Here is a 19,447-nt window from a genome sequence, read left to right as displayed (position 1 = left end):
AATTGCCAGGAAGTGTGCTTCCATCTTGACGATCAATCAAACGAAATATAGAAAGGTATAAGATCAGAAAAATTGAACTAAGAAAAAGCGGAGTCCACTATGACAGCGCCAGTTCAGCATCCACTGCCTATGCTCGATATTGATGTGCTGCGTACATTTGCAGCCATTGCAGATACGGGCAGCTTTTCAGCAGCGGCAAACGTGGTGTTTCGCACGCCTTCAGCTGTTTCAATGCAAATCAAGAAGCTTGAGGAACAGCTCGGTGTTGCGGTCTTTGAGCGTGATGCTCGGTCTGTGACACTCACAAGCGATGGCGAAGTACTGCTTGGTTATGCGCGACGCTTGCTTGCTCTCAATCGCGAAGCGGTGGCAAAATTTGTTGCGCCGACCGTTACGGGCGTGGTTCGGCTCGGTTCGCCCGATGATATCGGCGAATGTGTCCTGCCACTTGTGCTGAAGCGTTTTGCAGAAACCCATCCTGGTGTGACAGTCGATGTGGTGATTGATCAGAGCAGCAATTTACGCAAGCGTCTTGATGAGCGGCGTCTGGATGTGACCCTGATCAACCTCTCTCATACGGTTCCAAGCAAAGGCGATATCGAGGTATTGCTTGATGAAGAGCTGGTTTGGGCAGGAGCCAAGTGCGGTACAGCTTATCGTCGCGATCCGCTGCCCCTTTCCATTTGGGAAGAGGGCTGCGCATGGCGTGGAAATGCGCTGGAAGCGCTGGAAAAATCAGGGCGTCCTTACCGCATTGCTTATATGAGCTCTCACTCAACAGGCCAGCGTGCTGCGATCATGGCTGATCTTGCCATTGCTCCTTTTGGTAAAACGCTGCTTGGAGAGGGGATTGTCGCACTGGGGGCGGAGCATAATCTGCCTCAGCTTGGTCGTTATCAGCTTGGAATGCTTATCAAGCCTGACGCGAGACAGCATATCCAGGTCGTTGCCGAACATCTGCGTAATGTGTTTGAAGCTTATCGCCGCAGCGGTCGTTTCGACACCTTTCGATCAGGTTAAGCCGGGAAACCACACTTGATAGGATAGCCAGAGCAGGTTCAATGAACGTTGAATCGTTAGAATTGCTCTAAATATTTGTTTTAATGGATTGTCCTGCGCAAATCCGTTTCGTACTTTTGCTGGAAGTTCTCCCAATTTCTCTCTTGCCAGCTAAAATTGGTGCGCTAAGTTTTATAGGTGACAGCCGACTAACGGCTTCACCGCCAGAATACCCGGCAGCGCGTGTCAGGTAGTTTGGGAGGCATATTTGGTTGAATTGCGCATCTCATGGAGAGACTGTCATGAAGCTATCCCGCATTGTCCCCGTTGCCATCGTTCTGTGTGCTTTCACGCTAGCATCTTGTGCGAACACAGTTCGCGGTGTTGGACGTGACGTAAAAGGCACAGCACACGCTGTGCAGGAGACTGTTGAGTAAATTAAAAAGGTCCGGGTTTGTAGCCCGGACCTTTTTTTAGTTCTGCAGGAAATAACTTACGGTCATATTCATGTCTGGACGGGTTCTGTACGAGATTTTTGTCGTACTGATGCCTGTCTCAGGGATTTTGATTTGTGCCTCATTGATAAGCGCTGTTATGCGCTCATTGGGCTTTGAATCGCCGAACCACATCACCAGCGTGGGTCTGGCTATATTTGAAGCGCCGAAAGGCGTTTCCGGGTGAATGACTTGAAGCGACGGATCAAACAGCCGGAAATTACCAGGTATCTGGGCATTGTCGGTAAGGATCGTCCTGAATTCACCCTGCTGTTTCACTTCATCATATAGCCGCTGATATTCGAGCTGCCCATAAGGCGGCGTGCTTGAGCCATATGTGAGGTAATAGCCGAGAATAGGCGGTACAATCAGTGCGGCAAAGATGCTGACCCTCGCAAAATCTCTCAGTGCATTACTGCGCGTGCGATAATGTTCAAACCAGACGGCTGTTGCGGCAGGTAGCAGGAACAGAACCGGTTGCAGCCAACGGTCTTTAATATTGTTGACGCCTGCTGCAACAACACCGACAAGAACGATCAACATGCCGATGACGAGCAGGCGACGCATGAATTCTTCGCCAGGTGTAAATTGCTTTGACGGCGTTGAACGCTGTTTGGAATGAATGAGTGCGATGATAGCAGCAATCGCAATCACGAGGATCGAAAACAGAAATGCGGCTTCGATGAAGCTTCCAACGCCGTACAAGCGATCTTCTATAAGATTACCCGAAGCACCAATTTGCAGTTTGGCAGATCGTGCGATGACGCTTGATTTATGCGCCCACATCCACAAGCCAGTTGGTGCAAACGAAACTCCGAAGGCGATGATCGTGACGAGTGAGAGCTTGGAAAGCAGGATTTTCCTATATTCCGAGACCGACAGACCCGTAGCAATCAACATGATGACGAAAATTGATGCGTTGAACTTGCCCAAAATGGCCGCCGTCATAGTGATTCCCAGCAGAGCTGCCGAACCCACATGACGGGCACGCATGTGCCATGCGAAAGCCAGGAAGGCCCAGCCACAACCCGCTGTTCCTGCGATGGAATGTGTGAGCGCACGCTGGGATTCCCAACCGATTTGCGGAACGAGAAACAGTCCAAGCATGGATGCTGATGCAACGCTGCGGGAGAAACCCAGCAAACGCATCGCGCCGAATACACTCAAAAACAAGCTTGCAAGCATGCTGAATTTGACGATTTGCAGCGTCAACATTGAAGTGCCAAGCACCGACGCAGCAATATTTGTTATCCATGTGTAAAGTGGTGGCTGCGAGCCGCCATATCCCCAATCGAGATAACCAATATTGGCGAGCTGCTCTGCATCATCAAGGCCTGCACCATTTGATACAAAAGTGACCAAAATCGCCTGAAAGGCAAAATAGCAAAGCACAAAGACAATTGCCGCGGGAAGCCCGAAGGTGTTTTTTTCGGCAGAAGGCGCCGTTATTGGTCTTGTCGTATTCAAAATCTATGGGCCCCAGCAAAAAAATCGTTTTACTAATCCAGAAAGCAGGGGCTAGCTTTCACAGGATTATGGCCTTAATTCAATCGCAGAGGCCAAATCTTGTTCAAAAATCACGTATAATTTATGACGTTGGAGCGCGTTTCGGTCTGATGAATAAGATCAAAGCTCTGATTATTTGCTTTCACCTCTATTCGTTTTGAAAATTGTCTCTCCCTTTTCGGGGGCGCGCGCCAGTGAAACGGCAAAAACCGCGCTGCCTCGTCAGGTGCACGGTCTTGCCAAAAACGCATGGCGTTCCCACCAAACAATACACAGGTGGGAGAGACTAAAGCTCCGGTACGCAGTACCAGATCCGGAGCATCGAGAAGGTTTGAACCGTCTCTTGCTCCTTTCTAGCTCAACATCGTTACCGGACGGTTATCAGATACTTAAGCAAATCTAAACAAAGCGAGTTTTTTCACTTTTCTGGAAAGAAATTGCTTCATACTTTTGCTGAAGGCTTCCTAATCACCAGAATTGGCTGTGCGCAAAAAGTTGATGATTCCCGAGAAGTCATCTCCGCCATGGCCGTCGCTATCGAAGCGGCTATATAATTCTTCCGCATGGGCACCCAACGGTGTGGTCGCTCCAGAACTTTTTGCGGCCTCCTGTGAAAGTTTCAGGTCTTTCAGCATCAATGCCGCAGCAAATCCGGGCTTATAATCACGATTGGCCGGTGAGGTCGGCACTGGACCTGGCACAGGGCAATAAGTCGTCAGCGACCAGCACTGGCCGGATGAAGTTGAGGCCACATCAAACAATGCTTGATGGGAAAGCCCTAGTTTTTCAGCCAGTACAAATGCCTCGCTGACGCCAATCATGGAAATGCCGAGTATCATATTGTTGCAAATCTTGGCGGCCTGTCCGGCACCGTCGTTGCCGCAATGAACAATTTTACCGGCCATAGGTTTGAGAATTGGTTCGGCTTTGCCAAAAGCGCCATCGCTGCCGCCTGCCATGAAAGTGAGAGTGCCTGCCGCAGCTCCGCCTGTACCACCTGATACGGGGGCATCAACGGAAAGGTGGCCATGTTTGGATGCGATCTCATGGGCTCTGCGTGCCGAATCGACATCAATGGTCGAGCAATCGATGAAAAGTGAGTCTTTTCGGGCTTTAGGTGCAATGTCTTCATAGACTGAAAGAACATGTTTGCCAGCAGGAAGCATGGTGATGACGGCATCGGTATCGGCAACCGCTTCCTCCGCACTGCCGGCGATCTCAAGGCCATTGCCTTTCGCCTCTTCGAGATGTGCTGCCAGCAGATCGAAACCAACGACCTTATGCCCGGCTTTGACCAGATTAGCTGCCATTGGGCCGCCCATATTGCCGAGGCCGATAAAAGCGATAGTGGCCATAATTTCCTCCCTTGGGATATATGTATCAGCGTCCGATCATCTGGCGCGCAATGATAACGCGCATGATCTCGTTTGTGCCTTCAAGGATTTGGTGAACACGCAAATCGCGGACGAGCTTTTCGATGCCATAATCGTGCAGATAGCCATAACCGCCCAAAAGTTGCAGCGCGTCATTGGCGACGTCGAAGCCTGTGTCAGTCACAAAACGTTTGGCCATGGCCGACCATTTGCCCGCATCGTGTGTTTTGCGATCAAGCTTGCTCGCCGCAGTATAAAGAAGCTGTCGCGCTGCAGAAAGCTCGGTTTCCATGTCGGCGAGGCGGAACTGTAAAGCCTGAAAGCGATCAATCGTCTGGCCAAAAGCTTTGCGTTGACCTGAATACTCCAGTGCCTTGTGAAGCGCTGATTGCGCGCCGCCCAATGAGCAGGCAGCGATGTTCAGTCGTCCGCCATCCAGACCGGCCATGGCGATCTTGAAGCCAGTACCTTCGTCGCCCAAACGATTGGCAACTGGAACGCGGCAATTGTCGAAAATGACGGTACGGGTGGGCTGCATGTTCCAGCCCATCTTGTGTTCATTGGCACCAAAAGACAGGCCGGGTGCATCTTTGGGCACAACGAGCGTGGAAATCCCCTTAGGACCGTCCTCGCCGGTACGCACCATAGTGATGTAGATATCTGTAGCGCCTGCACCCGAAATGAACTGTTTTGTTCCGTTAACGACGTAGTGATCGCCATCACGTTCTGCGCGTGTGCGAAGCGCGCTCGCATCAGAGCCGGAACCGGGTTCGGTAAGGCAGTAGCTTGCGAGCGTTTCCATGGACGTCAGTTTGGGCAGGAATGTCTGACGCTGGTTTTCATCGCCAAACGTGTCGATCATCCATGCCGCCATATTGTGTATGGAAATGAATGCCGAAAAAGCCGGACAAGCTTCAGCCAGCGCCTCAAAAATGAGGACAGCATCTGAGCGCTTGAGCGCCGAGCCGCCGACATCGTCGCGCACGTAAATACCACCCATGCCTAATGGGCCGGTATCTTTAATAACGTCGATCGGAAAGTGCTTGTCGCGATCCCATTGCAATGCATGGGGTGCTACGAAATCGGCAGCGAAGCCACGTGCCATTTCCTGAATAGCGAGTTTGTCTTCGTTGAGTTCGAATTGATTCTGGTCCGCCGTATCCATGGTTTCCTCCCTATGAGCACCGCGCCTCCTATCGCAACTAGATCATAACCTCGCCAAGCTGCCAACGCTCCATTGGAATAATGTTGCTCACTTTTGTAATAAACGGATGCGCATTTTTGCATATAAGCTTGCTTAAAAGGCCGGAGATTGCCAGTCGCGGAAACTTGGGATAGGCACGGGGCATGACACGCGCGATCATGTTTCAGGGAACGGGCTCGGATGTCGGCAAAAGCGTGCTTGTTGCAGGTCTTTGCCGCGTGGCACGCAATCGCGGGCTGAAAGTTCGGCCATTCAAGCCGCAAAATATGTCCAATAATGCAGCTGTCAGTGATGATGGTGGCGAGATTGGTCGCGCACAGTGGCTTCAGGCATTGGCTTGTGGTGTGCCGTCTTCCTTTCACATGAATCCGGTTCTTTTGAAGCCGCAGACCGATATGGGCAGTCAGGTGATTGTTCAAGGGCAGGTGCGGGGCGAAGCACGTGGACGTTATTATCAGCAGTTGAAGCCGCAACTGATGGCGGCAGTGATGGAATCCTTTGCGATCGTCAGCGACGGCGCTGATCTTGTACTGATCGAAGGGGCCGGTTCGCCTGCAGAGATCAATCTGCGCGCTGGCGACATCGCTAATATGGGCTTTGCCACCCAGGCCAATGTGCCGGTGGTACTGGTGGGAGATATTGACCGGGGCGGTGTTATTGCTTCGCTGGTTGGTACTCATACGATCCTGTCGGCAGAAGACCGTGCAATGGTGCGCGGTTTTCTGATCAACAAGTTTCGTGGCGATATTTCGCTGTTTGATGATGGTTTAACCGCAATCACGGACTTCACCGGTTGGCGTTCTTTCGGCGTCGTGCCGTGGCTGAAAGCCGTTTCACGCTTGCCAGCAGAGGATTCCGTTGTATTGGAACGGGTGACGCGTGGTGATGCCAAAGCCCTTAAAGTGGCAGTGCCCATGCTGCCGCGTATTGCTAATTTTGACGATCTGGATCCGCTTAAGGCGGAAGAGCAAGTCGAAGTTGTCATGGTTCCGCCCGGCCAGTCCTTGCCGCATGACGCAGGCCTTGTGGTTTTACCGGGAACGAAATCCACTATAGCGGATCTGATTGCTTTCCGCGAAAATGGTTGGGAGCGCGATCTTCACGCTCATGTGCGACGTGGAGGTCATGTTCTCGGCATTTGTGGCGGGTTTCAGATGATGGGAAACCGTATCAGCGATCCTGACGGTATTGAAGGTGAGGTTCGCGAGATTGAAGGGCTTGGCCTGCTCGATGTTGAGACTGTTATGGAGCCGGAAAAGGTTGTTCGTAATGTTGCGGCACAATCGGCGTTTTTGGATGCTTCCCTTGACGGGTATGAAATCCATATAGGGCGCACGAATGGTCCCGATACTGTCCGTCCTTTTGCTCGCATCGGCGATCATTATGATGGGGCCGTGTCAGGGAATGGCCGTATTATGGGTACTTATCTGCATGGTGCGTTTGGCTCGGGTGTATTCCGGCGCAAGTTTTTGAATTCGCTTGGCGTGAGTGGCTCTGGTGAAAACTATCGAGAGAGTATTGAAGCTGCTCTTGATGAGCTGGCTTTGGGGCTGGAAAATTGTCTCGATATCGATGCGTTATTTTCGCTCGATTGATATTGGATCCTTTGCAACCGGACCGGTTCTGATTTTCTCCGCTTTTGCTCTTTTACATAGCTGAATTATTCGATTAAACCGAGTTTTTGACAGATTAATCTTGCTCGCAAATAAATATAAATACATTCTGTAGTTAAAATATAACCATTATCTAAAGTGAAATTCATCGTAAATTTTCCAAACAAAAGCCAATTTTCTGACTTTTTATATTTTATATTGTTTTCATATTTTATAATGTAATGTTTATATTTAGAGGTTGTTGTGCGTACTTCATTATATTCGAGCCGTTTTATAACGGATTCATTTATTCGTTGGGAGCGAATTTATTTATATGTATTCATTGTAACCAGCGGTTTCTTTATCATTTTTCCTCATGTTGATCTGGATGTATCTGGATACTTATTTCAATCAGGCGATTTTTCCGCGTCGCATAACACATACTTGATTGCTCTGAGAGACATCCATCGGCTTAGCCTATGGTATTTGATGACAGGTATGTTGTCGCTACTTGTGTTATATATGTTGTGGTGGCGCCCACTGCCTTTGATAGCCCCTCATAAAATGCTGTTTGTCATTTTGACCTTCATTCTAGGTTCCGGGGTTCTGGTGCAGGGACTGAAACTCATCATTGGAAGGGCGCGACCCAGGCACTTGATAGAATTCGGCGGTACGGCGCATTTCACACCGGCATGGCAATTGGCTGGCGTGTGCCGCCACAGCTGCTCATTTCCTTCAGGTGAATCGTCGGTGGCTGCTGTCATGCTATCGTTACTGGTATTGGTGCCTCCGCGCTTCCGAGTGCCATCGGCAATTGTTCTCGTACCTTTGTTGGCCCTGATATCGCTCAACCGCGTCTTTATGGGAGCGCACTTCCTATCTGATGTTGTTATTGCATGGACCTTGGTCCTGGGGCTGATGCTTTGGCTGTGGCCAAGGCTGATGCTGAACGCTGACACAATCGACAATTGGGTAAGGCTTAAAGGCAAAGGTTTACGCAAGAAGTTCAGCATTGCGAACTGATTGACGCCATCAAGGCGAAAGCCTAGTGTCTTTTAATGCAACAGGTTTTCGTTCGGACGAATCTGAACGAAAACTAAAAGGGAATGCGACGGACGGACCCATGTCGGGCGTCTTTATCGCAGCCGACCCCGCGACTGTAGAGCGGTGAGGGATGAAGCCATGTCGGGCAACCGGCGGCCACTGGAAAATTGAATGTTTCCGGGAAGGTGGCTTTAATCCTTAAGACCCGTGAGCCAGGAGACCTGCCTGTTGCGTGAAGGGTATTTTACCCGCACCTCAAGGGAGGTTTTCCCTGCTGCCTGCACGGAGGTTGTCATGGCTGCGCGTACTCAAAACTCTGTTCCCAACACTTTGGCCATTCCACTCGCTACGCGTCTTGGTACGGCTGTTGTCTCGCTGCTTCTTGGTGCGTTCCTGATTTACGGCGTGGGTCTTGCCCATTCCGATACGCTGCACGATTCGGCGCACGACACGCGTCATTCCTACGGTTTTCCCTGCCATTGAGCAGTTAAAGCGTTTGTTTCCAGGACTTGGTGCTTTGCAGCGCCCGATGGTGGACGGCCGTCGGCGCAAATTTTCGTTGTTGAGGGACAAAAATGTTAATCCGTTATCTTCTGGCCACGCTCGCAGCGGGCCTTCTGGCGGGGCTTCTGGTTACGCCTGCGATGTATTTAAAAACTGTGCCGCTTATCATTCAGGCGGAAACCTATGAAGACGCCGGTGGCGGACATAGCCATGCGGCAGAAGCTGAGCCGCATGATCATGCGGCTGCTGCACCTCTGGCCAGCGTGGGCGAAGAAGCGGGAGCCGAACTGCCCTTCGGTCGTCTTGGCAATACAATCCTCGCCAATCTCGTTGCTGGTACAGGTTTTGCACTGCTGCTTGGCGGTGTTGCGCTGCTGCTTGGTCGCCGTATCACGCCACAAAACGGCATCTTTTGGGGTATGGCCGGTTTCTTTGCGATTGCTTTCCTGCCAGCACTTGGCCTTTCGCCGGAACTGCCCGCCATGCCTGCCGCAGACCTGGCGCAGCGTCAGCTCTGGTGGCTTTCAACGGTCGTTCTGAGCGGCATCGGCATTTACCTGCTGGTTCTGCGTGGTGAGATGATTTCCAGGATCCTGGGTCTTGTGCTGATTATCGCACCGCATCTTTATGGCGCGCCGCATCCCGAAGATATTTCTTCCCCCATCCCGTCGCTGCTTGCTTCGCAATATGCGGTTGCATCTTTGGCGACAAATCTCTTCATGTGGGTTGTTATTGGTCTGGCTCTTGGCTGGTTCATTCAGGCTTACGCGAAGTCGGAAGTTGAGGGCTGACAATCATGGCTTCGTCCGGAAAAATCACATTCGTTCTTGGCGGAGCCCGCTCAGGCAAGTCGTCATATGCTGAAAAACTGGTTGAAGCTTCCGGGCTTCAACCAGTTTATCTGGCGACAGGACGTGCGTTTGACAAAGAAATGGAAAGCCGTATCGCCGCGCACCGCGACCTTCGCGGTTCACAGTGGCAAACGGAGGAAGAGCCGCTCGAACTTGTGAGCTCTCTTGAAAAATATACCGGCAATGACCGCTTTGTGCTGGTTGATTGTCTGACGCTCTGGGTTACCAATCTGATGATGGCAGAGCGTGATATTGCTGATGCGATCGATGCGCTTGTTGCAGTATTACCAAAGCTTTCCGGCCCTGTTGTTTTTGTGTCCAATGAGGTGGGGCTTGGTATCGTGCCGGAAAACCGTATGGCGCGGGAATTTCGCGATCATGCCGGTTTTCTGCATCAGGCGGTGGCATCAGCGGCAGATGAAGTTTATTTCATGGCGGCAGCACTGCCGCTCAAAATGAAGGGATAATTCGATGCAGGGACAAAAAATTCCGGCAACCGTGATCACCGGCTTTCTGGGTTCCGGCAAAACCACGATGATCCGCAACTTGCTGGAAAATGCCAATGGCAAGCGGATTGCGCTCATCATCAATGAGTTTGGCGATCTCGGCGTTGATGGCGGTATTCTGAAAGGTTGTGGCATTGAGAGCTGCCGCGAGGAAGATATTATTGAGCTGAATAATGGCTGCATTTGCTGCACCGTTGCCGATGATTTTATCCCGACGATGACCAAGCTTCTGGATCGTCCTGACCGCCCCGATCATATCGTCATTGAAACCTCCGGTCTGGCGTTGCCGCAGCCGCTGGTCGCGGCTTTCAACTGGCCGGAAATCAAGACACAGGTCACAGTCGATGGCGTGGTTACCGTTATTGATGCAGCAGCCGTTGCTGAAGGCCGTTTTGCTGACGATCATGACAAGGTCGATGCGCAACGCGCGGCTGATGAATCTCTTGATCATGAAAGCCCTTTAGAGGAACTTTTTGAGGATCAGATTCATGCCGCTGATCTGATTGTTCTCAACAAATCCGATCTTGTTGATCCGGCCAGGCTGGAGCAGGTAAAGGCCGATGTTGCTGAACGTTCGTCGCGCCGCGTCAACATGGTTCCGGCCAGCTTCGGCAAGCTTGGTGCCGATGTGCTGCTTGGCCTTGGTGTTGGCACGGAAGACGATATTTCAAACCGCAAATCGCATCATGAAATCCATCATGCCGATGGTCATGAACATGATCATGATGAATTTGAGAGCTTTATCGTTGAAGCTGGATCGGTTGCCGATCCCAAAGCATTTGCTGAAAAGCTGAAAGCGATTATCGCCGATCACGATGTGCTGCGTCTTAAAGGCTTTGTCGACGTGCCGGGCAAGCCAATGCGTCTGGTCGTGCAGGCGGTTGGTTCGCGCATCGAGCATTATTTCGATCGCCCATGGGGTGCGGGAGAGGATCGCAAGACGCGTCTCGTTGTCATTGGCCTGCATGACATTGATGAAGCAGCAATTGCCACAGCGGTGAAAGACGCCGTTTAATCCATGCATCTTCTGCTCGCGAGACAAGGAACAATCAGCGACGGCAACGAGGCCATTGATCTTGGCCAGACTCCGGGCGACATATTGTTTCTTTCTGCCGCCGACACAGAATTGGCAAGCCTTGCCCAAGCCCATAAGTTTGCGCACGGCTTGCCAAGCCTGCGGCTCGCCAATTTCCTGAGCCTAACCCATCCCATGTCGGTGGATACCTATGTGGAGCGTACGGCACGTCATGCGAAGCTGATCGTGGTGCGCATCATTGGCGGTGAAACCTACTGGCCTTATGGGCTTGAGGCCCTGCATGCCTGTGCGCTTACGCATGGTATAAAGATTGCCGTGCTGCCGGGTGATGATAAGCCTGATCATGGCCTCGACAGGTTTTCCAATGTGTCTGCTGCGGAGCGCGAGGCGCTTTGGCATTATCTGATCGAAGGCGGAACGGCGAATACGATCGCGTTCTTGAGCTACTGCACAGCACTGGTTTCAGACTCTGAAAAGCCGGAAGAGGCAGCCCCCTTACTGAAAGCCGGGCTGTGGTGGCCGGATGATGCGGTATCGTCGCTCGATAGTATCAAACGCCATTGGCTGGATGCCAGCGGCCCGGTTGCAGCAATCATATTTTACCGTGCGCTGGTGCAGAGCGGTCAGACGCAACCAGTTGAAGCGCTGATTGTTGCTTTGCAGGCGCAGGGTCTCAACCCGTTGCCGATTTTTGTTTCGAGCCTCAAGGACCGGCTGTCGGCGGCCGTCGTTGATGGGGTGTTTGAAGATTGCACGCCTGATATTGTACTCAATGCCACTGGCTTCGCCATTTCCTCGCCGGGCGCGGAGCGTAAAGCTACTGTGCTTGATAAGCGCGGCAATATGGTTTTGCAGGTGATTTTCTCCGGAACGCCGAAAGCGACATGGGAAGCTTCGCAGCAGGGCCTGCTTGCGCGCGATCTTGCGATGAATGTCGCGCTGCCAGAAGTGGATGGGCGTGTGCTGTCACGCGCTGTTTCCTTCAAGTCGGCCAAGCAATTTGATGCCTCGGTTGAGGCAAATATTGTCACCCACGAACCAGATGCGGGCCGCGTTGCGTTTGTGGCCGAACTCGCTGCCAATTGGGTGAGGCTGAAGCGAAAGAATGCGTGTGCGCGCCGCATTGCGCTGATCCTCGCCAATTATCCAAATCGTGATGGGCGGCTTGGCAATGGCGTCGGGCTTGATACGCCAGCCGGAACGGTCGAAGTTTTGCGCGCTATGAAAGGCGCGGGCTATGTGGTTGGCGATATTCCAGCCGACAGCGATGACCTGATGCGCCAAATTATGGCCGGGCCTACCAATGCTGCGCGTGATGGTCGCGAAATCCGTGAGATCATTTCCTTGAATCAATACAAGCGCTTCTTTGAAACGCTTCCCAATGTGATTCAGGATGCAGTGACCGCGCGATGGGGCACACCGGAGAACGATCCTTATTTTGCGAATGAGCTCACTGCCCTTGCTTTGCCGTTGATGCGGTTTGGTGAAACGCTCGTTGGTATTCAGCCTGCACGCGGGTTTAATATCGATCCCAAGGAAACCTATCATTCGCCTGATCTTGTGCCGCCGCATGGTTATATGGCTTTCTATGCTTATCTGCGGGAAGTGGCGGGCGTTGATGCCATTGTTCATATGGGCAAACATGGCAATCTGGAATGGCTTCCCGGCAAGGCTTTGGCGTTGTCTGAAAACTGTTATCCGGAAGCCGTGTTGGGGCCGATGCCTCATGTCTATCCGTTCATTGTGAATGATCCGGGTGAGGGTACTCAGGCCAAGCGTCGTGCAGGTGCAGTGATCATTGATCATCTGACACCGCCGCTGACACGTGCCGAAAGCTATGGGCCGCTCAAAGACCTCGAAGCATTGGTGGACGAATATTATGAGGCGTCGGGCGTTGATCCGCGACGTCTGTTGCGGCTCAAAGGGCAAATCCTTGATCTGGTCCGTGATATTGGCCTTGATCGTGATGCCGGCATTCATGCCCATGATGATGAAGACATGGCGCTGCAAAAGCTTGACGCCTATCTTTGTGATCTCAAAGAAATGCAGATCCGCGATGGCTTACATATTTTCGGTCTGGCACCAGAAGGACGGTTGCTGACCGATCTTCTTGTCGCGCTGGCGCGTGTACCACGCGGCATTCCACTTTCGCTGGGTGGATTGCCGGGCGATCAGAGCCTGCAAAGAGCGATTGCCCGTGATGCAGGGCTTGGCGAAGGTTTTGATCCGCTTGATTGTGTGATGTCTGATCCTTGGACAGGACCACAGCCAGAGCCGCTGGCGGCGGTAAGCACGGCCAGTTGGCGTATTGCAGGCGATACGGTTGAGCGTATTGAACTGCTTGCCGCGCAATTTGTTGCCAGTGAAGCGGTCTGTCCGGCAGATTGGCTTGCAACTCTGGCCGTGCTGCAAGCAATTAATGAACATTTGCGCACGATGGTGGTGTCGTGCGGGCCGTCCGAGATCGACGGATTTTTGTCTGCGATTTCGGGTTGTTTTGTTCCGCCGGGGCCATCTGGTGCGCCGACACGTGGTCGGCCCGATGTGCTGCCGACAGGGCGCAACTTCTTTTCAACTGATAGCCGGGCCGTACCAACTCCCGCCGCATGGGACCTTGGGCGTAAATCCGCAGAACTGCTAATCACCCGCTACACGCAGGATCATGGTGAATGGCCAACGTCGTTTGGCCTGACGGCTTGGGGCACGTCCAACATGCGTACCGGTGGCGATGACATTGCGCAGGCCTTGGCGCTTATCGGCGTGAAGCCGGTTTGGGATATGGCCTCGCGCCGGGTCACGGGCTATGAGATTGTCCCGCTCGCAAAGCTTGGGCGTCCACGTGTGGACGTGACTTTGCGTATCTCCGGCTTTTTCCGTGATGCTTTTCCAGAGCAGATTGCTCTGTTTGATAAAGCTGTGCGCGCTGTCGGCGCACTTGATGAAGACGTGGATGACAACCCCATAGCTGCACGCATAAAGGCGGAGCGAGAGCGGCTGATTGCAAGCGGTGCGGATGAAAAGACCGCAGACCGCCGCGCAGGTTATCGGGTGTTCGGTTCAAAACCCGGTGCCTATGGTGCAGGTTTGCAGGCCTTGATTGATGAAAAGGGCTGGGCTGGTCGTAACGATCTGGCCGAGGCATGGCTTGTCTGGGGTGGCTACGCTTATGGAGCGGGCGAAGACGGTCAAGCCGAGCGCGGACTTCTCGAAGAGCGTCTGCGATCCGTGCAGGCCGTGGTACAAAATCAGGATAATCGCGAGCATGATCTGCTCGACAGTGACGATTATTATCAGTTTGAGGGCGGTATGGCCGCAACGGTCGAGAAGCTGACCGGTGCAATGCCGGAGGTTTATCACAATGACCACTCGCGGCCAGAAAAGCCGGTAATCCGCACGCTGGAAGAAGAGCTTTCGCGCGTCGTGCGAGGGCGGGCTGCAAATCCTAAATGGATCGCTGGTGTCATGCGCCATGGCTATAAGGGCGCGGCTGAAATTGCGGCCACAGTCGACTATCTGTTTGCTTTTGCAGCGACCACTGGCAAGGTCGGAAATCATCATTTCGAGGTGGTTTATCAAGCCTATATCGCCGACAAGTCAGTGCAGGATTTTATACTTGAGAAAAACCCGGCGGCACTGGCAGAGACTGCGGCAAAACTGAATGAAGCAATCGAACGCGGGTTTTGGACACCACGCTCCAATTCAGCGCGATTTGCACTTGAACAACTCATGAAAGTGAATCCGGGCACCTGACCCCGAAACGTTGCTGACTTTTCGGATGAGATCACGCGTTACAGCGGATCCAGTTAAGACTGAATCGTTGAAGATGCTGTAACTATTTGTTTTTACGCATTATCCTACGCAAAACTGCTTCGCACTTTTGCTGGAAATGCTATGATAAGGAGGCATTAAATGGCTGAGAAATCTGCAAAACTTCTTTCGATGACGGAAGAAGAACTGAATGCCCGTCATGCGGATAAGATGCGCAAGAAGAAGGTCGCACGCGACAAGATACAGGCCACCAAGACGGCAGAAAAAGGCCTTATCATTGTCAATACCGGCAAGGGTAAAGGCAAGTCGACCGCAGGGTTCGGCATGGCTTTCCGTGCGCTGGGGCATGGTATGAAGATCGGCATCGTGCAGTTCGTCAAAGGCTCGTGGGACACAGGGGAACGTTGGGTTCTGGAGAAATTTCCTGAACAGGTGACGATTTCGGCGCTTGGGGAAGGCTTTACCTGGGAAACGCAGGACCGTGTCCGCGACATTGAAATGGCTCGCGGTGCATGGGAACAGGCCAAGGCCATGATCATGGATGAAAGCCTTGATATGGTTCTGTGCGACGAGCTCAATATCGTCTTGCGCTATGACTATCTGCCTGTTGAGGAAGTTATCGAAGTGCTCAGGAACAAGCCGGAAATGAAGCATGTCATCATCACGGGTCGTAATGCCAAGGATGAGCTTATCGAAGCTGCAGACCTTGTAACCGAGATGGAAATGATCAAACATCCCTTCCGTTCGGGCGTAAGAGCACAAAAAGGTATCGAGTTCTGATCATGGCAATGAGCTGGCAATTCTGGGCATTGATGTCGGCGGTCTTTGCCGCCCTGACCGCAATTTTTGCAAAAATCGGTATTCAGGGCATCAACTCGGATTTTGCCACGCTGGTCCGTACTCTGGTGATCATCGGTGCGCTTTGCCTGTTTCTGACCGTCACCGGGCAATGGCAGAGGCCGGGTGATATTTCTGCAAGGTCATGGCTGTTTCTTGTGTTGTCGGGCTTAGCCACGGGGGCGTCATGGCTGGCTTATTTCCGAGCTTTGCAGATGGGTGATGCGGCGCGAGTTGCGCCCGTCGATAAGCTATCAGTCGTGCTGGTGGCATTGTTTGGCGCAGCGTTTCTCGGCGAACGCATGTCAGCCATTAACTGGTTCGGCATTGTGCTGATCGGCTGCGGCGTGGTGCTGGTAGCGCTTCGGGTTTAAAATCCGATCCACTGACGCAACGGATTGGTGCCATCCATCAGCAGCCGAATGGCGAGCGCCACGCTGACGACAATGAGCAATGGCTTGATGATGCGAGAGCCGATTTTCATGGCAAGGCTCGCGCCGATTTGCGCGCCGATAAATTGCGCTACGCCCATGCAAATGCCGATTTTCCAGTTGATGACACCAACCAGCGCGAAAGTGGTAAAACCACCGACATTTGACGCGCAATTGAGCAGCTTGGTGTGAGCGGTGGCTTTCAGGACGCCAAAACCTGCCAGTGCGACAAAGGCAAGCATGAAGAATGAGCCGGTGCCGGGGCCGAACAGCCCATCATAAAAGCCAATCAGTGGGACGATGGTGACGCCAAACAGGAACGGACCAATGCGACGTGCACGGTCTACGTCGCCAAGGCTTGGCTTCACAGCAAAATAGATTGCAATGGCAATCAGCAGCATTGGCAGTGCCGCGCGCATGATGTCGACTGGCACGACCGTCGCTAGCAGTGCGCCAAAGACCGAGCCAATGAGTGAAGCAAGCGCTTCCGGCCATTGCGCCCGGATATTAACATGGCCTTTGCGTGCATAGGCGATTGTGGCGGATGACGATCCAAACAGACCTTGCAGCTTGTTGGTCCCCAGAGCTTCGACAGGCGGAATCCCGGCCAGAAGCAGGGCGGGGATCGTAATCATGCCGCCACCACCAGCGATCGAATCGATGATGCCTGCAATGAAAGCGGCCATGGTCAGGAGAAGCGTTAAGGTGTCGAAGAATTCAAGCATGGAGGGGGATTCCGGGATGAGATGACGCAACATAGAGCAGACAATCTCGTTACGCCAGACGGTGTAGAGCTAAAGGCACCTCCGAAAATCCTTAGCTGTTGCATTGTGGCGCTTGCGTTGTTTACTGGTTCGGGCATCATTAGAAAGAGTTGCTAATGCAATACAGGAGAGGGTAGCCCATGAGTGAAAGCATTTTCGAACGCATCACTGCGTTTCTCAGCAAAAAAAGCGCTGTGCAGCGTGTAGCCGAAGACCCGGCCCTCGCTTCGGAATTGCTTCTCCTGCTTCATGTGGTGTTTGCCGACGGCGACCGTCATCCAGCTGAAATTGCGGCTTTTAAAGCAATAGCTTCAGAGAGTTTTGGTATTTCGGCGGAGGAACTCCCGGAAGTTACCGAGTATCTCAAGGATTTCGGATATGAAACCACGACGAAGCAGGCAGCCAGTATGCTTGCTGAAATGGCACCAGAGCGTCGCGCATCGCTGCTGCGCGATTTGATGAGAATAGCCTGTGCAGATAATCATATTGATCAATCTGAAACGGCGATGATCAAGCGCATTGCTGATGTTCTCGGGGTCACGGCTGAAGATTTGCGTCAGGCGCAGCAAGCGTCGCCCTGTGGCCTCTGACGTAAAGCGCATTGTTTTGGGAATGGGCAGCTCCTCGGGCGTAAAGCTGGAGGAGCTTGTTTCATTAGCGGACAGGGTTCTCGCCGATGCCGGTGTGATAAAGCCCGATAAGATCGCAACACTCGATATCAAACAGAATGAGCCAGTCTGGCTCGCTCTTGCCGAGCATTATGAATGTAGCTTGTGCTTCTTTGGTGCTGAGCTACTTGAGGAAGAGGCTCCTCGAATCAAAAACCCTTCGGACGTGGTTTTCGCAACAATTGGTTGCCATGGCGTCGCGGAATCGGCTGCGCTGGCTGCAGCAGGACCAGAGGCTTTGTTGATGGTCGAAAAGACAGTGGGGGGCCGTGTCACCGCAGCGCTGGCGGTGACACGTATTTAGTTGATCACACTATTTCGGTTTTGCGGCGTTGCACAATGTAAATTGCAATGGTCGCAAAGATCAGCAGAAGAGCTGTAGCGACAATCACTGCCAAATAGGCGTTCTCAAAAGAAGATGCGGCCAGTTTGGTCAATAGGCTTGCCTCCTCTGGAGGCAAGGATTGCGCAGTCAACAAGGCTTCATCGAGACTGTCACGGGCGATATTCGGAATATTCCGTCCCTCTGGCAGGACGAGGCTTGCGGTATAGAAAGCCGACAGGATGGTGCCGAAGATCGTCACACCCAGCGCATTGCCGAGCTCGAATGATACTTCCTCGACCGACGCTGCCATGCCGGCCTTCTCCGCAGGTGCATTCCCCATGATTGAAGATGATGCACCTGTCATCGCACAACCAACGCCAAACCCGAGAACTGCTAGTCCGGCAAGATAGAACGGCGTGGAGAGCTTGTAGGTCAGAATGTAGATCACGACGCCAAGCGCTGTGATACCGAGCGACGCCCACAATACCTTGCCTGCGCCAAGTCGTGGCAATTGCATGCCTGCAAGGGGACCTGCAACAAATGCTGCCAACGGAATAGGCAGGAGCACAAGGCCAGCCTGCAAAGGTGACATGCCTTCGATCAATTGCATGCGCTGGCTGAAAACGAGTTCCATGCCAGTCATAGACCCGGATGCGACAAGAGCTGCAAACACGCCCATCGAGAACAGTCGGGTTTTGAACAGTGAGAAATCAATCAGCGGCTCAGCGCTCGCAAACTGCCTGCGAACGAATATTGTCGTGGCAATAAGGCCGATGACGAGGGCTGCTGCGAAAATTGTCATGGACGCATCGCGCTTGGCCAGTTCTTTGACGGCATAGGTGAGGGCGATCAGACCAATCATGATCTGGATTGAACCGACAAGGTCCCATTTGCGCTTTGAGCCGAGTGGGCGGTTTTCGAGATTAATCGCAGACAAAGCCAAAGCCACCAGAACAACAGGCACGTTGATCAGGAATACCGAACCCCACCAGAAATATTCAAGCAACACGCCACCGGCGACGGGGCCGATAGCAGCGCCGCCCGAAGCGATTGCAGCCCAGATGCCGATTGCGAGTGAGCGTTCTTTTTCATCAGTGAAGGTCAGGCGGATGATCGACAGCGTGGCAGGCATCATCATTGCGGCACCGCAGGCAAGGAAGGCACGGGCAGCGATCAGGACTTCAGGGTTAGGAGAGTACGCAGCACAAAGCGACGCCAGGCCGAACACGGCCAGACCATTCATGAACATGCGCTTGTGGCCGAGCTTGTCGCCCAGTGTGCCGAGGCCTGGCAGAAGGCCAGCAACCACCAGCGGGTAGATGTTCATGATCCAGAGCTTTTCCGAAGCGCTGGCCGCCAGATCATGAGTGAGGCGTGGCAGTGCCGTGTAGAGGACCGTCATATCAACAACGATCAGGAACAACGCGCTGGAAACGATTGCGAGTACGAGCCAGCGATTTTGCGGCAACATCGAATTATACCTTTTCAATACGAACGTATTCAAACTTGTCAGGATGGCTGACATAATATAAATCCGCTCGTATG

Annotated in this window: 18 protein-coding genes and 1 riboswitch; of the genes, 13 read left to right on the top strand and 5 right to left on the bottom strand. The window is 52.7% G+C overall.

Going from position 1 to position 19,447, the window contains the following annotated elements; all coding sequences use genetic code 11:
- Positions 1 to 99 precede the first annotated feature (99 nt).
- Positions 100 to 1,020: a LysR family transcriptional regulator gene (locus CEV32_RS13085; RefSeq protein WP_094577566.1), complete on the top strand. Its 921-nt coding sequence runs from the start codon at positions 100 to 102 to the stop codon at positions 1,018 to 1,020.
- A gap of 281 nt (positions 1,021 to 1,301) precedes the next feature.
- Positions 1,302 to 1,436, top strand: a complete 135-nt coding sequence (locus CEV32_RS13080; protein ID WP_007875604.1) for an entericidin A/B family lipoprotein — start codon at positions 1,302 to 1,304, stop codon at positions 1,434 to 1,436.
- A 36-nt stretch (positions 1,437 to 1,472) separates the two neighbouring features.
- On the opposite strand, the gene CEV32_RS13075 is transcribed toward CEV32_RS13080, so the two are convergent.
- The 3 genes from CEV32_RS13075 to CEV32_RS13060 form a co-directional block, all read right to left on the bottom strand.
- Positions 1,473 to 2,960: an ArnT family glycosyltransferase gene (locus CEV32_RS13075; RefSeq protein WP_094577565.1), complete on the bottom strand. Its 1,488-nt coding sequence runs from the start codon at positions 2,958 to 2,960 to the stop codon at positions 1,473 to 1,475.
- 503 nt (positions 2,961 to 3,463) lie between these two features.
- A complete protein-coding gene (gene mmsB / locus CEV32_RS13065) occupies positions 3,464 to 4,354 on the bottom strand; it encodes a 3-hydroxyisobutyrate dehydrogenase (protein WP_094577563.1) in 891 nt (296 codons plus the stop codon).
- 25 nt (positions 4,355 to 4,379) lie between these two features.
- Positions 4,380 to 5,537, bottom strand: a complete 1,158-nt coding sequence (locus CEV32_RS13060; protein WP_094577562.1) for an isobutyryl-CoA dehydrogenase — start codon at positions 5,535 to 5,537, stop codon at positions 4,380 to 4,382.
- A 182-nt stretch (positions 5,538 to 5,719) separates the two neighbouring features.
- Here CEV32_RS13060 and CEV32_RS13055 point away from each other — a divergent pair, with 182 nt between their 5' ends.
- The 9 genes from CEV32_RS13055 (at position 5,720) to CEV32_RS13015 (ending at position 16,088) form a co-directional block, all read left to right on the top strand.
- Complete coding sequence (locus CEV32_RS13055) at positions 5,720 to 7,171, top strand: cobyric acid synthase (protein WP_094577561.1); 1,452 nt, start codon at positions 5,720 to 5,722, stop codon at positions 7,169 to 7,171.
- 261 nt (positions 7,172 to 7,432) lie between these two features.
- Positions 7,433 to 8,191 carry a phosphatase PAP2 family protein gene (locus tag CEV32_RS13050; protein ID WP_143128828.1) on the top strand — a complete coding sequence of 253 codons (759 nt, stop codon included), beginning with the start codon at positions 7,433 to 7,435 and terminating at the stop codon, positions 8,189 to 8,191.
- A 25-nt stretch (positions 8,192 to 8,216) separates the two neighbouring features.
- Positions 8,217 to 8,455: riboswitch (cobalamin riboswitch) on the top strand.
- A gap of 51 nt (positions 8,456 to 8,506) precedes the next feature.
- A complete protein-coding gene (locus CEV32_RS13045) occupies positions 8,507 to 8,695 on the top strand; it encodes a CbtB domain-containing protein (protein ID WP_094577559.1) in 189 nt (62 codons plus the stop codon).
- A 92-nt stretch (positions 8,696 to 8,787) separates the two neighbouring features.
- The gene (locus CEV32_RS13040) at positions 8,788 to 9,507 is read left to right on the top strand and encodes a CbtA family protein (protein ID WP_094577558.1); all 720 of its coding nucleotides are present in this window, start codon (positions 8,788 to 8,790) and stop codon (positions 9,505 to 9,507) included.
- Positions 9,508 to 9,512: 5 nt separating this feature from the next.
- Entirely contained in the window at positions 9,513 to 10,034 is a 522-nt protein-coding gene (cobU, locus tag CEV32_RS13035) for a bifunctional adenosylcobinamide kinase/adenosylcobinamide-phosphate guanylyltransferase (protein WP_094577557.1), read from the top strand.
- A 4-nt stretch (positions 10,035 to 10,038) separates the two neighbouring features.
- Entirely contained in the window at positions 10,039 to 11,088 is a 1,050-nt protein-coding gene (cobW, locus tag CEV32_RS13030; RefSeq protein WP_094577556.1) for a cobalamin biosynthesis protein CobW, read from the top strand.
- A 3-nt stretch (positions 11,089 to 11,091) separates the two neighbouring features.
- The gene (cobN, locus tag CEV32_RS13025; protein ID WP_094577555.1) at positions 11,092 to 14,859 is read left to right on the top strand and encodes a cobaltochelatase subunit CobN; all 3,768 of its coding nucleotides are present in this window, start codon (positions 11,092 to 11,094) and stop codon (positions 14,857 to 14,859) included.
- 159 nt (positions 14,860 to 15,018) lie between these two features.
- Positions 15,019 to 15,657, top strand: coding sequence for a cob(I)yrinic acid a,c-diamide adenosyltransferase (gene cobO, locus CEV32_RS13020; RefSeq protein ID WP_094577554.1), 639 nt, complete (start codon positions 15,019 to 15,021; stop codon positions 15,655 to 15,657).
- 2 nt (positions 15,658 to 15,659) lie between these two features.
- Complete coding sequence (locus CEV32_RS13015) at positions 15,660 to 16,088, top strand: EamA family transporter (RefSeq protein ID WP_094577553.1); 429 nt, start codon at positions 15,660 to 15,662, stop codon at positions 16,086 to 16,088.
- Here the strand turns inward: CEV32_RS13015 and CEV32_RS13010 are convergent.
- Entirely contained in the window at positions 16,085 to 16,870 is a 786-nt protein-coding gene (locus CEV32_RS13010) for a TSUP family transporter (protein WP_094577552.1), read from the bottom strand. The genes CEV32_RS13015 and CEV32_RS13010 overlap by 4 nt on opposite strands.
- A gap of 179 nt (positions 16,871 to 17,049) precedes the next feature.
- On the opposite strand from CEV32_RS13010, the gene CEV32_RS13005 reads away from it, so the two are divergent.
- On the top strand, positions 17,050 to 17,499 hold the full coding sequence (locus CEV32_RS13005) for a tellurite resistance TerB family protein (RefSeq protein WP_094577551.1): 450 nt from the start codon (positions 17,050 to 17,052) through the stop codon (positions 17,497 to 17,499).
- A 22-nt stretch (positions 17,500 to 17,521) separates the two neighbouring features.
- On the top strand, positions 17,522 to 17,881 hold the full coding sequence (locus CEV32_RS13000) for a cobalamin biosynthesis protein (protein WP_094577861.1): 360 nt from the start codon (positions 17,522 to 17,524) through the stop codon (positions 17,879 to 17,881).
- Between the two features lie 4 nt (positions 17,882 to 17,885).
- Here the strand turns inward: CEV32_RS13000 and CEV32_RS12995 are convergent, their stop codons facing one another.
- Positions 17,886 to 19,373, bottom strand: a complete 1,488-nt coding sequence (locus tag CEV32_RS12995; RefSeq protein WP_094577550.1) for an MFS transporter — start codon at positions 19,371 to 19,373, stop codon at positions 17,886 to 17,888.
- Positions 19,374 to 19,447: the final 74 nt, after the last annotated feature.

The organism is Brucella rhizosphaerae, assembly GCF_002252475.1.
Classification (GTDB): Bacteria; Pseudomonadota; Alphaproteobacteria; order Rhizobiales; family Rhizobiaceae; genus Brucella; species Brucella rhizosphaerae.
Note: the sequence above shows the minus strand (reverse complement) of the source record. Positions and strands in the feature narration are given on the sequence as shown.